Here is a 13,340-nt window from a genome sequence, read left to right as displayed (position 1 = left end):
CCACTTTTTCACCCCCCTCCCTTCAATCTCCTATTTTTTGGGTTTGGGGGGGTTTTTTTTTTTTTTAACCCCCCCCCCCCCCCCGGCCCCCCCCCGGGGGCCCCCGGCGCCGCATCGCCCAGGAGAAGCCCATGTCGACGGCCCAGGACCTGCCTGCGGTGTGCGCCGGATCAGGTGCCGGAACCGGCGCCGTGTCCGGTGGCCACGCAGCCGGTGCCGCGTCCGGTGCGCACCGGGACGCGCCGCCCGTCGGCGAGCGCGCGGCGCGGATGCGGCGCCGCCTGGAGCGACTGATCGGCACCCCGGCCACCGAACTCAACGCCCTGCTGCCGCTGCGCAACGGCGACGAGATCTTCTCGGCGATGCTGGCGAGCATCCGCTCGGCCCGCCGGACCGTCGACATGATGACCTTCGTGTACTGGCGGGGTGCGATCGCCCGCGAGTTCGCGGCCGCGCTCGCGGACCGCGCCCGGGCCGGCGTCCGGGTACGGCTGCTGCTCGACGGCTTCGGCAGCCGGCTCATCGAACAGGACCTGCTGGACGCGATGGCCCGGGCCGGGGTCCATGTGGCCTGGTTCCGAAGACCGTTGTGGCTGTCGCCGTTCAAGCAGAACCACCGCTGTCACCGCAAGGTGCTCGTCGTCGACGAGACGACCGCGTTCACCGGTGGGGTGGGCATCGCCGAGGAGTGGTCCGGCGACGCGCGGCACGAGGCCGAATGGCGCGAGACGCACTTCCGGGTGCGCGGACCCGCCGTCGACGGCATAGCCGCCGCGTTCGTCCAGAACTGGGCCGAGTGCCACGACACCCTCTTCGACGACCGGGACCGGTTCGTCGAGCACCGGCCGGAGGGGCGGGCCGTCGTCCAGGTGGTCCGGGGCTCGGCGAGCGTCGGCTGGCAGGACGTCCGTACGCTGCTGCGGGTGGTCCTCGAATCGGCGGAGACCAGGATCCGGCTGACCACGGCCTACTTCGCCCCCGACGCGTACTTCGCCGAGCTGCTCAAGGCCGCCGCCCGGCGCGGTGTCGAGGTGGAGATCCTCGTGCCCGGCCGGCACACCGACAAGCCCGTGTGCCGGCTGGCCGGGCAGCGCCTCTACGCGGGCCTGCTCGACGCCGGCGTACGGATCTGGGAGTACGGGCCGTCGATGATGCACGCCAAGGTGCTCACCATGGACGGCACGCTCTCCCTCGTCGGCTCGGCCAACTTCAACCGGCGCTCCCTCGACCACGACGAGGAGGTCGTGCTCGCGGTCCTGGACGAGGAGCTGACCGCCACTCTGGACGGCCACTTCGACCAGGACCGCACCCTCAGCGAGTGCGTCGACGCCACCGCCTGGTCCGCTCGTTCGCCGCTCCAGCGGCTGGCGGAACAGTCGGTGGTCCCGATCCGCCGCTTCCTCTAGACGCCGCCGCCTTCCGGCCTTCCGGGAGTCAGGCGTCGAGCGCGTTCGTGAGGATCCGCTGGGCGATGTCGTTGCGGATCGCCGCCGCGGCGGAGCTCTCCGGCTTGCGCTCCGCCTGGTCGCGGAAGCAGCCGAGGAACTCCTCCGCGATACCGAGACGGGGGTAGGCCTCCAGCACCTCCGCCTTGAACGCGTCCGAGAAGTCGTCCATGTAGCGGCCCGAGATGTCCAGGCTGGTGGAGCGCTCGAGCAGGAAGCCCTCCGGGTCGGCCGTCACGTCGACCTCGTCGAGCATGTGGGCGACCACCGCCTCGACCAGACGCTGCCGCCGCGCCTGCGGCCAGCCGGCCCCGGCGGCGAAGACCCACGCCACGTGCCCGCTGGCGTTGTCGAAGCCCACGGTGTGGCTGTCGAACTCCGGCATCAGGGCGATGTCGTGGAACATCGCCGCCACGTACAGCAGCTCGGGATCGAAGTCGATGCCCTGCTCCGTGCCGTACGCGGCAGCCCACACATAGGCCCTGATCGAGTGGTTGAGCAGCGCCGGGGAGCAGTAGGCGGTGGCCACTTCCAGGGCGGTCGCGCAGGCCGGGGTGTCGGGCATCTTGATCGCGTCGAATGTCATGGACGCGAGTATCGCCTGTGCCGGCCGTCGCCCCGGCGGCGGGGCGACGGCCGTTCACGCACGGTTCTCCGCACTCACCAGGCGAAGGCCTCCGGGGACGGGCCCGGGCCCGGGAAGATCTCGTCGAGCGAGGTCAACAGCTCTTCACCCAGCTCCAGTTCCAGTGCGCGCAGGGCGCTTTCCAGCTGCTCGGACGTGCGCGGGCCGACGATCGGGCCCGTCACACCGGGGCGGGTCAGCAGCCACGCCAGGGCCGTCTCGCCGGGCTCCAGGCCGTGCTTGTCGAGGAGGTCCTCGTACGCCTGGATCTGCGCCCGGACCGCGGTGTCGGTCAGCGCCTCGGCGGTCCGACCGGAGGCGCGCCGCCCTGGGGGACGCTGCCGGTGATCTCCTCGGTGCGGCCCCTGTTCTCACCCCACCCGTACGCATTGGACGTGTCGAAGAATTCATTTTGACATAAATGTGGACTTTGTCTAGCTTCGCCTTACGGACTGGGGAGAGAGGTGCCGAAGTGGCAAGGGTTCTAGGGGTAGTTCGCCTGTCGAGGGAGAGCGACGAGAGCACATCGGTCGTCTGTCAGAAGGCATCGATCCAGCGATGGGCGGACGGGAGCGGACACGTCATCGTCGGGTGGGTCGAGGACGTCGACGTGTCCGGCGGCATCGAACCGTGGAAACGTCCGGAGTTCGGCAAGTGGCTGCCGTCGACGATCGGCAAGGACGTCAGCGAAATCGAGCACCGCCTGGCGTGGGAGGAGTCCCGCGCTGAGGAGTTCGACATCATCTGCGCGTGGAAGCTCGACCGGTTGTCCCGTCGGGTGATCCACGTCAGCGTACTCGCGGAGTGGTGTGACCGAACGGGCAAGCAGATCGCCACGGCCGAGGGGGACATCGACCTGTCGTCCCCCATGGGGCGCATGCTGTTCCAACTCATCGCCTCCTTCGCGGAGGGAGAGCTCGAAGCCATCAAAGCGCGGGCCAAGTCGTCGTATGTGCACCTGATGAAGGAAGGGCGCTGGCGCGGAGGCAAGGTGCCGTACGGCTACCGACCGGAGAAGGCGGAGACCGGCGACGGCTGGAAGCTCGTGCCCGACGAGTACGGGCTGAACACCGCTGGGACGCTGCGAGAGATCGTGCGCAGGATCATCGGTGGCGAGTCCGCGAACGGCCTCTGCCGATGGCTGAACGAGGACATCACCAAGACCCCGGCCTCCGTCGATGCCCAGCGCATCCGGAGCGGCAAGGAGCCGAGGGGATCGCGATGGACCTCCAGCAACCTGGCGAAGTTGCTTCGTTCTCCGGCCCTCCTGGGACAGGTTGAGATGGCCGAAGAGGTCACTCTCTCCGATGGGCGGACCGAGCGGCGGACTCGTCTCCTCCTTGGTGCTGACGGTTTGCCGCTTCAGCGCGCGGAACCGCTGATCTCCAAAGAGGACTGGGAACTCGCGAGCAAGAAGCTGGAGGAGAACACCAGCAAGAGGTCCGGCAGCCGCACGGGAGGTTCCCCACTGCTGAGGGTGGCGTTCTGCGCTTGCGGTGAGCCGGTGTACCGCGCTCCCGGCCACAACTGGCCCCACTACCGCTGCGCCAGCAGAATCACCCACAAGCCGTGCAGCACGGGGAACAAGAGCATCAGCGCTGCTCTCCTTGAGAGCACGATCGAGGGTGAGTTCCTGCGTGTAGCAGGAGACATCGAGATCGTCCGGCGAGTTTTCCGTCCCGGTATCGATCACACGAAGGACGTCGAGAAAGTGACCCGCGCCCTGGCGGAACTGCGTGAGGACCGGGAGGCCGGGCTCTACTCCTCCGAGACCGGTAAGCAGGAGTATCGGGAGTCATACGCGCGCTTGGACGCGAAGCGAGAACAGCTCATCTCCCTCCCCACACGGCCTGACACCTGGGAGGAGATCCCGACCGGCGAGACGTATCGGGAGCGGTGGGCGCAACTCTCGACTGATGAGGGGAAGGGCAAGGAACTCCGTTCCGCCGGGCTGAGGGCGACTGTACACATCGAGGACATCCGGGGTGCATGCATGGGCGACAAGCCTCTCGTCACCCTCGACGAGGGCAAGTTGTGTCAGAGGATCGGTCGCATCGAGATCGAGTTTCCCCGGGACTTCAGCGATCGCGTACGGAAGTTCACGGCGACGCACGGCTAGGACCGTGGGCGAGCAAGACAGGGTCCGATCACAAGGTCCTGCCCGTGCCCGGAACGACCCCCGGTTGGGGCATCGAGTACGGCAATACGAGGAGAGTTGCTGAACGTCTATGCGGTCACGTGGCTAGGTGCATGGGCGTATCAACCTGGCCCCGGAGGTACTGCTTGCCTTGAGCGGGCTCGAAGGGGTTGGCTTGGGGAGCATGGAGTACACGCAGCTCGGACGCACGGGACTCAAGGTCAGTCGGCTGGTGCTCGGCACCATGAACTTCGGACCTCAGACCGACGAACCCACCAGTCACTCGATCCTGGATTCGGCGCTGGACGCGGGACTGAATTTCGTGGATACGGCCAACGTGTATGGGTGGGGTGAGAACAAAGGCCGTACCGAAGAGATCATCGGCAACTGGTTCGCCAAGGGCGACGGCCGCCGTGACAAGACCGTCCTCGCCACCAAGGTCTACGGCAACATGGCCGGCGACGGCCCCTCCTGGCCCAACCACGACAAGCTCTCCGCGCTGAACATCCGGCGCGCGGTCGACGCAAGCCTCAAGCGGCTGCAGACCGACTACATCGACCTCTACCAGTTCCACCACGTCGACCGGGACACTCCTTTCGAGGAGATCTGGCAGGCGCTCGACGTCCTGATTCAGCAGGGGAAGGTCCTGTACGTCGGATCCTCCAACTTCCCCGGCTACAAGATCGCCCAGGCGAATGAAATCGCGGCTCGCCGCTCCGGATCCATCGGCCTCGTCAGCGAGCAGTGCCTCTACAACCTCGCCGAGCGCCGCGCCGAGATGGAGGTCATCCCGGCCGCGCAGGAGTACGGGCTCGGGGTCATCCCCTGGTCCCCGCTGCAGGGCGGTCTGCTCGGCGGTGTCATCAAGAAGCAGGTCGAAGGCGGTCGCCGCGCCTCCGGCCGGGTCGCCGACACTCTCGCCGACCCCACCGCACGCGCCCAGATCCAGGCATACGAGGACCTGCTCGACAAGCACGGCCTGGAGCCCGGTGACACGGCGCTGGCCTGGCTGCTCACGCGCCCCGGCGTGACCGGTCCGATCGTCGGCCCACGTACCGCCGAGCAGCTTGACTCCGCGCTGCGTGCCGTAGAGCTGGACCTGAGCGAGGAACTCCTCACCTCGCTCGACGAGATCTTCCCGGGCCCGGGCCCGTCTCCGGAGGCATTCGCCTGGTGATCAGCGGGTTCTCCGAGTCCGTGACCGCCGCTTCTCAGCAGAGGGGCGGCGGTTACTGCGTATCTCAGTGCATCAAACGCAAGAGGCGCTCGGTGGGCGCTCGTCGGCCTCAGCCGCCGAGCCAGCTTCCGGCATCGAGACGGAAGGCGGTCTCCGGGGGGACGACCTGGCGCAGCGCGGTCTCCATGTCCCGTACCCGTTCGGTGCCGAGGGTGGCGCACCATTCCGCGTGGAGCTCGTCGAAGATCGCGGCGGAGCGGGCCAGGGCGTCGTGGCCGCGTGCGGTGAGGCGGACGAGTTTGCGACGGGCGTCGGCCGGGTCGTCGGCGCGCTCGGCGTAGCCGACGGCGAGGAGGCGGTCGACGGTCTTGCCCGCGGCCTGCTTGGAGACGCCCAGTCGGCGTCCGATGTCGCTCGCGGTGGCACCCCGTGGGCCGCCCGCGCCGATGGCCTGCATGGCGAAGCCGTGGGCGGGGCGCATGTCGGGGTGGCCCTGGCGGGCGAGTTCGGCGTGGAGCCGGTCGATGAGGGTGCGGAAGCCGGCGAAGAGGAGCAGCGGCAGCTCGAATCCCGCTACGGATTCCCCCTTGCCCATATCGACAACCTGGTTTACGTTTCTCTCGTTCGCATGGTCAACCATGTTGTCGATTCTACTCTTTCTCCCAGGAGCCGCCTTGTTCACCGACCACACCGTGGAGACCGCCCCCGCCGCCTCACGTCGCTCCATGGAGAGCGTGTCCGCCGCCTGGGGCCACCTCCCTCAGGCCGTCGCCCGCATGGCCGAGTCGCCGCACGCGCTGGACGGCTTCCTGAAGATGAGTGCGCTGTTCGAGTCCACGACGCTCGACCCGCACTCCCGCGAGACCGTGATCCTGACGGTCGCCGAGCGCAATCAGTGCCATCTGTGCATCGGCATCCACGAGACCAAACTGGCCAAGCTGGGTCCGGCCGAGCGGCCGGAACGGCTGGAGTCCGTCAGGCAGTTCACGCATCAGGTCCTCGCCTCGTCCGGGGCGGTGAGCGACGAGGAGCTGGCGCGGTTCCTCGACGCCGGGTACTCCCGGCAGAACGCCCTGGAGGTGGTGCTCGGCATCGGCACGTACACCCTGTCGACCCTGGCGAACCGACTGACCCGCTCGGCATGACGGCGAGGCCGTCACGAGCGGGTCGGTGGGAGGAGGGCCGGTGGGAGGAGGTTCCGAGGGGGTGCGGGCCGGCACCGGGGGGAGTCAGAGCGAGACGGCGACGAGCGCCAGGACCGAGCCGCCGAAGACGATGGCGTGCCGGATGTTCTGCTGGATCCGGACCCAGCCCGGGAAGGCGTTCTCGGCGGCCTTGAGGAAGGCCGGGACGTCGACGCGGGCCAGTTCCGGGTCGCCCTTGCGCTGGAAGGCGGCGCGGACGGCGGAGACGGCGGTCAGGTTGCTGTAGAGGATCAGGCCGTTCATGACGATGACGAGCGACTGGAAGATCCAGGTCAGCATCTGGGCCCAGTCGCTCCCGGTGACGTTGAGCGCGGCCAGGGCGACCATGATCACGCCGACCGAGACCGGGGCCCACGTCTCGTGGCCGCTCGCGTCGAACTTGAGGTTGTTCTCCTCCAGGACCTCGGGCCGTATGCCCTGGCGGGTGAGCTCGTCCTTCGCGGCGGTCGTGGCCGGCTGGCCGAAGCGGTGGCGGACGATCGGGATGCTGACGAAGGCGAGGGCGATGAGCAGCTGCATGAGGGCGGCGAGGTCGGCGTTCATGGTGGGTCCTGCTTTCTGGTCGGCGTGTCGTCGTTCCTGACGAGGAAGACGATGCCGACCCGCGCTGACACCGCGCGGACCGTGCGCTGACAGGGTTCGTGAGGGCCTGTCAGCGCCCGCGCCCGGCTGTCAGCGAGCCTGGTAGAGGGACCCCAGCCCCCACGCCTGATGCATGGCCGCCGCGAAGGAGCCCGCCAGTTTGTGCTCGCCGGACGGGCCCGGGTGGGTGCCGTCGTAGGTGTCCGCGTGGATGTCGTACGACTCCGGGGTCGTCGCCAGCAGCAGCGGCGACGCGGCGGTGTCCAGATCGGCGACCGCCTTCGCGAGCAGCTCGTTGAAGCGCTCGCACTCGGCGGCGAACGGCGCGTCGTACTCGGCCCGCACGTTCGGGATGACCGGCATGACCACGGTCCTGACGTGCGGGTTCGCCGCGCGGGCCGCGGCGACGAACGCGCGCGTGTTCTCGGCCGTCTGGTCGCTGTTGGTGTAGAAGCCGAGGTCGATCAGGCCGAGGGAGACCAGCAGGACGTCCGCCCCGGTCGTGCCGACCGCCTCGCCGATCAGCGGCGCCATGTGCAGCCAGCCCTCGCCCCAGCCGGCCAGATGGCGCCGGGCGGGCGCGGGGAAGTGCGGGTCGGCGTAGTCGTGCGAGAGGGGCGCGTCGGCGCCGGTGTCGTACAGCTCGGTGCGCGGCCCGACGATCTCGTACCGCCCGGGCAGCACGGTCTCCAGGTGCTGCCACATCCGATAGCGCCACGTGTAGTCGCCGGCGCGTCCGATGGTCATGCTGTCGCCGACGAACATAAAACGCATGGTCACATCATCGCGGAGGCCGAGAGGCGCCTGCGACGTGATCCCGGCCACCCCTCGGCCCCGTGGCAGGCTTGGTCCATGCGATCGCTTCTGCGCGTCTCCGGTGCCGCCGCCCTGGTCCTGCTCACGGCGGCCGGCCCCGCCGTGGCCGCCGAGGCGGATCAGGACTTCACGATCAAGGACCCCCGGATCACCGAGTCCAGCGGCCTCGCCGCCAGTCACGCCCACCCGGGCGTCTACTGGACGCACAACGACCAGGACTCCCCGCTGATCTACGGCATCGACTCCCGTACCGGCGAGACGGTGGCGACCCTCACCATGAAGGGCGTCGGCACGCCGCGCGACATGGAGGCGATCGCCGTCGGCCCGGACGGCGACATCTATGTCGGCGACATCGGCGACAACAAGGACGGCAGCTGGGACCACGTCTGGATCTACCGCTTCCCCGAGCCGAAGCAGCTGAAGGACCGGACGGTCACGGCGAAGCAGTACGACGTGAAGTACGCGGACGGGCCCCGCAACGCCGAGGCGCTGATGGTCCATCCGAAGACGGGCCGGGTCTACATCGCCAGCAAGAACCAGGACGGCGGTGGGCTCTACGCGGGCCCGGAGCGGCTCTCCTCCGGGGGGACGAACGTCTTCCGGCGCGTCGACGACGTGCCGTGGGTGACCGACGGAGCCTTCTCGCCCGACGGCGAACGGCTGACGCTGCGCGGCTACTTCACCGCGAAGGAGTACGTGTGGAAGGAGGGCCGCCTCGGTGACGAGGGCGCGAGCGTGGGGGCGCCCTTCCAGGGGCAGGCGGAGTCGGTGACGTACACCGAGGACGGCAGGGCGCTGATGTTCGGCTCGGAGGGTGCGAACAGCAAGGTCGTCCGCGTGGACCGGTCCCCGGCCCCGAGTCCCACGACCCCGGCCCCCGGCTCACCGCCGAAGGCCCCGGGCGCCGACGCGTCCGCCACCACCGAGGACCGCGGCAACTTCACCGTCGGGGTGATCGTCCTCGGCGTCGCGACCGCCCTGGTCATCGGCGGGAAGCGCCTCCTGCGCCGCCGCTGACGAGCGCCTCGAAGCCGTCGAGGAGGCGTTCGAGCCCGAAGGCGAAGTGGTCGAAGTCGCGGGAGAAGGTGTCCTCGGCGAGGGCCGCCATGTGCGGGTAGTCGCCCGAGGCCATCGCCCGCTCGAGGAAGGGCTGTTGGCCCCTCCAGAACTCCTCGTCGTCGACGCCCGTCTCCTTCGCGGCCTCGGCGGCCTGGATCTCCATGCGGGCGACGCCCGCGACATAGCTCTGCACGGAGATGATCACCCCGATCGTCTCGGGGTCGCTCAGTCCCATGCCGTGCGGTCCCTTCAGGCCGGAGAGGCAGAGCTCGAGGCCGCGCAGCGCGCTCGGCCCGAGGACCGAGCGTGCCTGGTTGACCCTGAGCAGCCAGGGGTGGGCCTGGTACAGCTCGCGGTACGAGCGCGCGAGCTGCTCGACGGTGTCGCGCCAGTGGGTGGGGATCTCCGGGCCGTCCTCGAAGGACTCGCCCTGGACGCGGTCCAGCATCAGGTCGAGCAGCTCGGTCTTGCCGGGGACGTACCGGTAGAGCGACATCGTCCCCACGCCGAGTTCCGTCGCCACGCGCCGCATGGAGACGGCGTCGAGCCCCTCCGTGTCGGCGACGCCGACCGCGGCCGTGACGATCCGGTCGAGGGTGAGGCCCGGCTTGGGGCCGCGGCTGGGGCGTTCGCCCGTGCCCCACAGGAGTTCCAGGCTGCTCGTCGTCGCGTCCTTCATGGCCTCACCTTAAAACTGAGTACACCGTACTCTGAATCGGGTACGGTGTACTCAGTTTCACTGAGTGGAGGATTCCCATGTACGAACACGCGGTCCTCGTCGAGGGCCTGCGCAAGTGGTACGGCGGCAAGGGCGGGAAGAAGGGCGGCAGCCGGGGGCGCGCGAGCACCCTCGCTCTCGACGGCTTCGACCTCGCCGTCCGCCCCGGCACGGTCCACGGCCTCCTCGGCCCCAACGGCGCGGGCAAGACCACCGCCGTACGCGTCCTCGCCACGCTCCTGAAGTCCGACGGCGGCCGCGCCGAGGTCGCCGGGATCGACGTGGTCCGCGATCCGCGCGCCGTCCGCGGCCGCATCGGCCTGGCCGGCCAGTACGCCGCCGTGGACGAGGGCATCAGCGGCCGGCAGAACCTGGAGATCTTCGGCCGTCTCTTCCACCTGGGCGCACGTCGGGCCCGTGCCCGCGCCGGCGAACTCCTCGACCGCTTCCAGCTCACCGAGGCCGCCGACCGGAACGCGGGCACCTACAGCGGCGGGATGCGCCGCCGCCTCGACCTGGCCGCCTCGATGATCCTGGCGCCCGACGTCCTCTTCCTCGACGAGCCGACCACCGGCCTCGACCCGCGCGGCCGCGGTGAGGTCTGGGACGCCGTCCGGGCCCTCGTGGCCGGCGGTACGACCGTGCTGCTCACCACCCAGTACCTCGACGAGGCCGACCGGCTCGCCTCCCGGATCACGGTCATGGACCACGGCCGGGCCATCGCCGACGACACCCCCGACGGGCTGAAGGACCGGGTCGGCGGCGACCGGATCGAGGTGGTGGTCGCGGAGGCGGCCGACCTGCCGGCCGTACGGAAGGTCCTCGCCCGGGTCGCGGCCGCCGAACCCGCCGTGGACGAGGCCGACCGGCGCCTCTACGCCCCTGTCACCGACCGGGTCGCCGCCCTCACCGAGGTCGCGCGCACCCTGCGGGACGAGCGGATCGCCGTCGAGGACCTCGGCCTGCGGCGCCCCAGCCTGGACGACGTCTTCCTGACCCTGACGGGCCGCCCGAGCGCCGACGCCACCACCGACGAACCGGGCGCCGTTCGCCCCGACACCCAAGGAGCCGAAGCCGCATGACGACCGCCTTCACGGAGGACCGGACCAGGACCCCGGTCGCCACTCGCGGCCGCGCCTACTGGGCGATGGCCGACTGCGCCACCCTCGTCCTCCGTACCCTGCTCAACTACCGCCGCCAGCCCGTCGCCATCCTCTGGCAGCTCGGCTTCCCGATCGTCTCCGTCCTGCTCTACGGCTTCGTCTTCGGCAGCGCGATGCGGGTGCCCGGGGGCGGCGACTACAAGGACTTCCTCATGCCGGGGATGTTCACCATGACGATGACCTTCGGCCTCATGAACACCGCCACCGCCGTCGTCTCCGACTCCGGCAAGGGGGTCATGGACCGGTTCCGGTCCATGCCGATGGCCCCCTCCGCCGTCACCGCCGGCCGCGGCCTGTCCGATCTGCTGGTCGCCTCCGCCGAACTCGCCATCCTCGCCGCCACCGCCCTCGCCATCGGCTGGACCTCGGACGGCGGCGTCGGCGGCACGCTGCTCGCCTTCGCCCTGCTGCTGCTCCTGCGCTTCAGCCTGATCTGGGTGGGCGTCTGGTGCGGGCTGATCGTCCCGAACACGGAGACCGCCGGCGCGCTCTACGCGGTGATCTTCCCGATCACGATGATCTCCAGCGTGTACGTGGCCCCGTCCCTGATGCCGAGCTGGCTGGCCCCCGTAGCGGCCTGGAACCCGATCTCCTCGACGGTCGCGGCCACCCGCGAGCTCTTCGGCAACCCGGGCGCGGGCGGCGGGAGCTGGGTGGAGCAGCACGCGCTCCTGATGGCGTTCGTCTGGTCACTGCTCCTGACCGCGGTCTTCCTGCCACTGGCGGTGCGCAGGTTCCAGCGGCTCAGCCGCTGACCTGCGGCTCCTCTCCCCGCGTCGACCCGGCGGGCCGCCAGGCCGAGACTGGAAGGAGAGCCGGGAACGACGAGGCGTGGAGGGATCATGACGGGATTCACCCGTGAGGGCACCCCGGTCGCCATGGAAGGCGGCGGTCTGGACTTCCGGATGCAGGAGGCAGGGGGCGACATGACCGTCGCCTTCATCCACCTTCCCCAGGGCACCGACATGGCGCCCGCGCTCAAGGGCCTCGAAGGCGACCTGTGCCAGTGCCCCCACTGGGGTTACTTGCTCAAGGGCCGGCTCAGGGTGCGGACCGCTTCGGGCGAGGAGATCTACGAGGCCGGCCAGGCCTACTACTGGGGACCCGGTCATGCCCCCGAGGCGCTGGAGGACGTCGACGTCGTGGAGTTCTCGCCGACCGCCGAGTTCAACGCGGTGGTCGACCACGTGAAGGCGCAGGTGGGGTGAGGGGAGAACGCGCGAGGCCCGGCATCGACCGTGGTCGGTGCCGGGCCCTTCGTACGACCGGCTGTTACAGCTTCTCGATCACGTAGTCGATGCAGGCCGTGAGAGCCCGCACGTCCGCCGGGTCGATCGCCGGGAACATCGCGACCCGCAGCTGGTTGCGGCCCAGCTTGCGGTACGGCTCGGTGTCCACGATGCCGTTGGCGCGCAGCGCCTTGGCGACCGCCGCCGCGTCGACGTCCTCGGAGAAGTCGATCGTGCCGATGACCTGCGAACGCTTCGCCGCGTCGGTCACGAACGGCGTCGCGTACTTGGACTCCTCGGCCCAGCCGTACAGCGCCTGGGAGGACTCCTTCGTCCGGGCCACGGCCCAGTCCAGACCGCCCTGGCCGTTGATCCACTTCAGCTGCTCGTTGAGCAGGAAGAGGGTCGAGAGGGCCGGGGTGTTGTACGTCTGGTTCTTCAGCGAGTTGTCGATCGCCGTCGGCAGGGAGAAGAACTCCGGGATGTGCCGGCCGGACGCGTGGATACGGGCCGCGCGCTCCAGGGCGGCCGGCGAGAACGCCGCCAGCCACAGGCCGCCGTCGGCGGCGAAGGACTTCTGCGGGGCGAAGTAGTAGACGTCCGACTCGGTGATGTCGACCGGCAGGCCGCCCGCGCCGGAGGTCGCGTCGACCAGGACGAGCGCGCCCTCGTCGGCGCCCGCGACCCGCTTGACCGGGGCCGCGACACCGGTGGAGGTCTCGTTGTGCGTGAACGCGTAGACGTCGACGCCCGCCTCGGCCTGCGGCTCCGGGTGGGTGCCCGGGTCGGAGGAGATCACGGTCGGCTCGGCCAGCCAGGGGGCCAGCTTCGCGGCCTTCGCGAACTTGGAGGAGAACTCGCCGAAGTTCAGGTGCTGCGACTTCGACTCGATGAGCCCGTGGGTCGCGATGTCCCAGAAGGCGGTGGAGCCGCCGTTGCCCAGGATCACCTCGTAACCCTCGGGCAGCGAGAAGAGGTCACGCACTCCGGCACGTACCTCGCCGACCAGGTTCTTGACCGGGGCCTGGCGGTGGGACGTGCCGAGGAGGGAGGTGCCGGTCGCGGCCAGGGCGTCCAGCGCCTCCGTACGCACCTTGGAGGGGCCCGCGCCGAAACGGCCGTCGGCGGGCTTGATGTCAGCGGGAATCTGGATCTCAGCCACGAGGCGGAGCGTATCCGGTCGG

Annotated in this window: 14 protein-coding genes and 1 pseudogene; 8 read left to right on the top strand and 7 right to left on the bottom strand. The window is 69.7% G+C overall.

Annotation, left to right across the window (positions count from 1 at the left end):
- The first annotated feature begins 269 nt into the window (after positions 1–269).
- The gene (locus ACFC0D_RS07875; protein WP_376432229.1) at positions 270–1,406 is read left to right on the top strand and encodes a phosphatidylserine/phosphatidylglycerophosphate/cardiolipin synthase family protein; all 1,137 of its coding nucleotides are present in this window, start codon (positions 270–272) and stop codon (positions 1,404–1,406) included.
- 28 nt (positions 1,407–1,434) lie between these two features.
- Here ACFC0D_RS07875 and ACFC0D_RS07870 read toward each other — a convergent pair whose 3' ends face one another.
- Positions 1,435–2,031, bottom strand: a complete 597-nt coding sequence (locus tag ACFC0D_RS07870; RefSeq protein WP_376432217.1) for an HD domain-containing protein — start codon at positions 2,029–2,031, stop codon at positions 1,435–1,437.
- 74 nt (positions 2,032–2,105) lie between these two features.
- Positions 2,106–2,399: pseudogene (locus ACFC0D_RS07865) on the bottom strand (aldo/keto reductase); the annotation flags it as partial.
- 143 nt (positions 2,400–2,542) lie between these two features.
- Between ACFC0D_RS07865 and ACFC0D_RS07860 the strand changes: the two are divergent.
- Together ACFC0D_RS07860 and ACFC0D_RS07855 are read left to right on the top strand one after the other, a co-directional pair.
- Positions 2,543–4,189, top strand: a complete 1,647-nt coding sequence (locus tag ACFC0D_RS07860) for a recombinase family protein (protein ID WP_376432215.1) — start codon at positions 2,543–2,545, stop codon at positions 4,187–4,189.
- Between the two features lie 202 nt (positions 4,190–4,391).
- Entirely contained in the window at positions 4,392–5,384 is a 993-nt protein-coding gene (locus ACFC0D_RS07855) for an aldo/keto reductase (protein ID WP_376432213.1), read from the top strand.
- Between the two features lie 109 nt (positions 5,385–5,493).
- Here ACFC0D_RS07855 and ACFC0D_RS07850 read toward each other — a convergent pair whose 3' ends face one another.
- Entirely contained in the window at positions 5,494–5,979 is a 486-nt protein-coding gene (locus tag ACFC0D_RS07850; protein WP_376432211.1) for a MarR family winged helix-turn-helix transcriptional regulator, read from the bottom strand.
- A gap of 79 nt (positions 5,980–6,058) precedes the next feature.
- Here ACFC0D_RS07850 and ACFC0D_RS07845 point away from each other — a divergent pair, with 79 nt between their 5' ends.
- Positions 6,059–6,529 (top strand): carboxymuconolactone decarboxylase family protein, encoded by a 471-nt coding sequence (locus ACFC0D_RS07845; RefSeq protein ID WP_376432209.1) that lies wholly within the window; start codon positions 6,059–6,061, stop codon positions 6,527–6,529.
- An 84-nt stretch (positions 6,530–6,613) separates the two neighbouring features.
- Here ACFC0D_RS07845 and ACFC0D_RS07840 read toward each other — a convergent pair whose 3' ends face one another.
- Positions 6,614–7,132 carry a hypothetical protein gene (locus tag ACFC0D_RS07840; RefSeq protein WP_376432207.1) on the bottom strand — a complete coding sequence of 173 codons (519 nt, stop codon included), beginning with the start codon at positions 7,130–7,132 and terminating at the stop codon, positions 6,614–6,616.
- A 129-nt stretch (positions 7,133–7,261) separates the two neighbouring features.
- Positions 7,262–7,945: a GDSL-type esterase/lipase family protein gene (locus tag ACFC0D_RS07835; RefSeq protein ID WP_376432205.1), complete on the bottom strand. Its 684-nt coding sequence runs from the start codon at positions 7,943–7,945 to the stop codon at positions 7,262–7,264.
- Between the two features lie 78 nt (positions 7,946–8,023).
- On the opposite strand from ACFC0D_RS07835, the gene ACFC0D_RS07830 reads away from it, so the two are divergent.
- A complete protein-coding gene (locus ACFC0D_RS07830; RefSeq protein WP_376432203.1) occupies positions 8,024–9,004 on the top strand; it encodes a WD40 repeat domain-containing protein in 981 nt (326 codons plus the stop codon).
- On the opposite strand, the gene ACFC0D_RS07825 is transcribed toward ACFC0D_RS07830, so the two are convergent.
- A complete protein-coding gene (locus ACFC0D_RS07825; protein ID WP_376432201.1) occupies positions 8,970–9,725 on the bottom strand; it encodes a TetR/AcrR family transcriptional regulator in 756 nt (251 codons plus the stop codon). The two genes, ACFC0D_RS07830 and ACFC0D_RS07825, sit on opposite strands and share 35 nt — an antisense overlap.
- Positions 9,726–9,802: 77 nt before the next feature.
- Between ACFC0D_RS07825 and ACFC0D_RS07820 the strand changes: the two genes are divergently transcribed.
- The 3 genes from ACFC0D_RS07820 (at position 9,803) to ACFC0D_RS07810 (ending at position 12,135) form a co-directional block, all read left to right on the top strand.
- Complete coding sequence (locus tag ACFC0D_RS07820) at positions 9,803–10,846, top strand: ATP-binding cassette domain-containing protein (RefSeq protein ID WP_376432199.1); 1,044 nt, start codon at positions 9,803–9,805, stop codon at positions 10,844–10,846.
- Complete coding sequence (locus tag ACFC0D_RS07815) at positions 10,843–11,682, top strand: ABC transporter permease (protein ID WP_376432197.1); 840 nt, start codon at positions 10,843–10,845, stop codon at positions 11,680–11,682. The genes ACFC0D_RS07820 and ACFC0D_RS07815 overlap by 4 nt, the downstream gene beginning before the upstream one ends.
- Positions 11,683–11,769: 87 nt before the next feature.
- On the top strand, positions 11,770–12,135 hold the full coding sequence (locus ACFC0D_RS07810) for a hypothetical protein (protein WP_376432195.1): 366 nt from the start codon (positions 11,770–11,772) through the stop codon (positions 12,133–12,135).
- 64 nt (positions 12,136–12,199) lie between these two features.
- Here ACFC0D_RS07810 and serC read toward each other — a convergent pair whose 3' ends face one another.
- Entirely contained in the window at positions 12,200–13,318 is a 1,119-nt protein-coding gene (gene serC, locus ACFC0D_RS07805) for a phosphoserine transaminase (RefSeq protein WP_376432193.1), read from the bottom strand.
- Positions 13,319–13,340: the final 22 nt, after the last annotated feature.

The sequence above is a fragment of the Streptomyces sp. NPDC056222 genome (assembly GCF_042264065.1).
Taxonomy (GTDB): Bacteria; Actinomycetota; Actinomycetes; order Streptomycetales; family Streptomycetaceae; genus Streptomyces.
The sequence above is the reverse complement of the archived record's forward strand: the minus strand, read 5'-3'. Positions and strand labels throughout refer to the sequence as shown.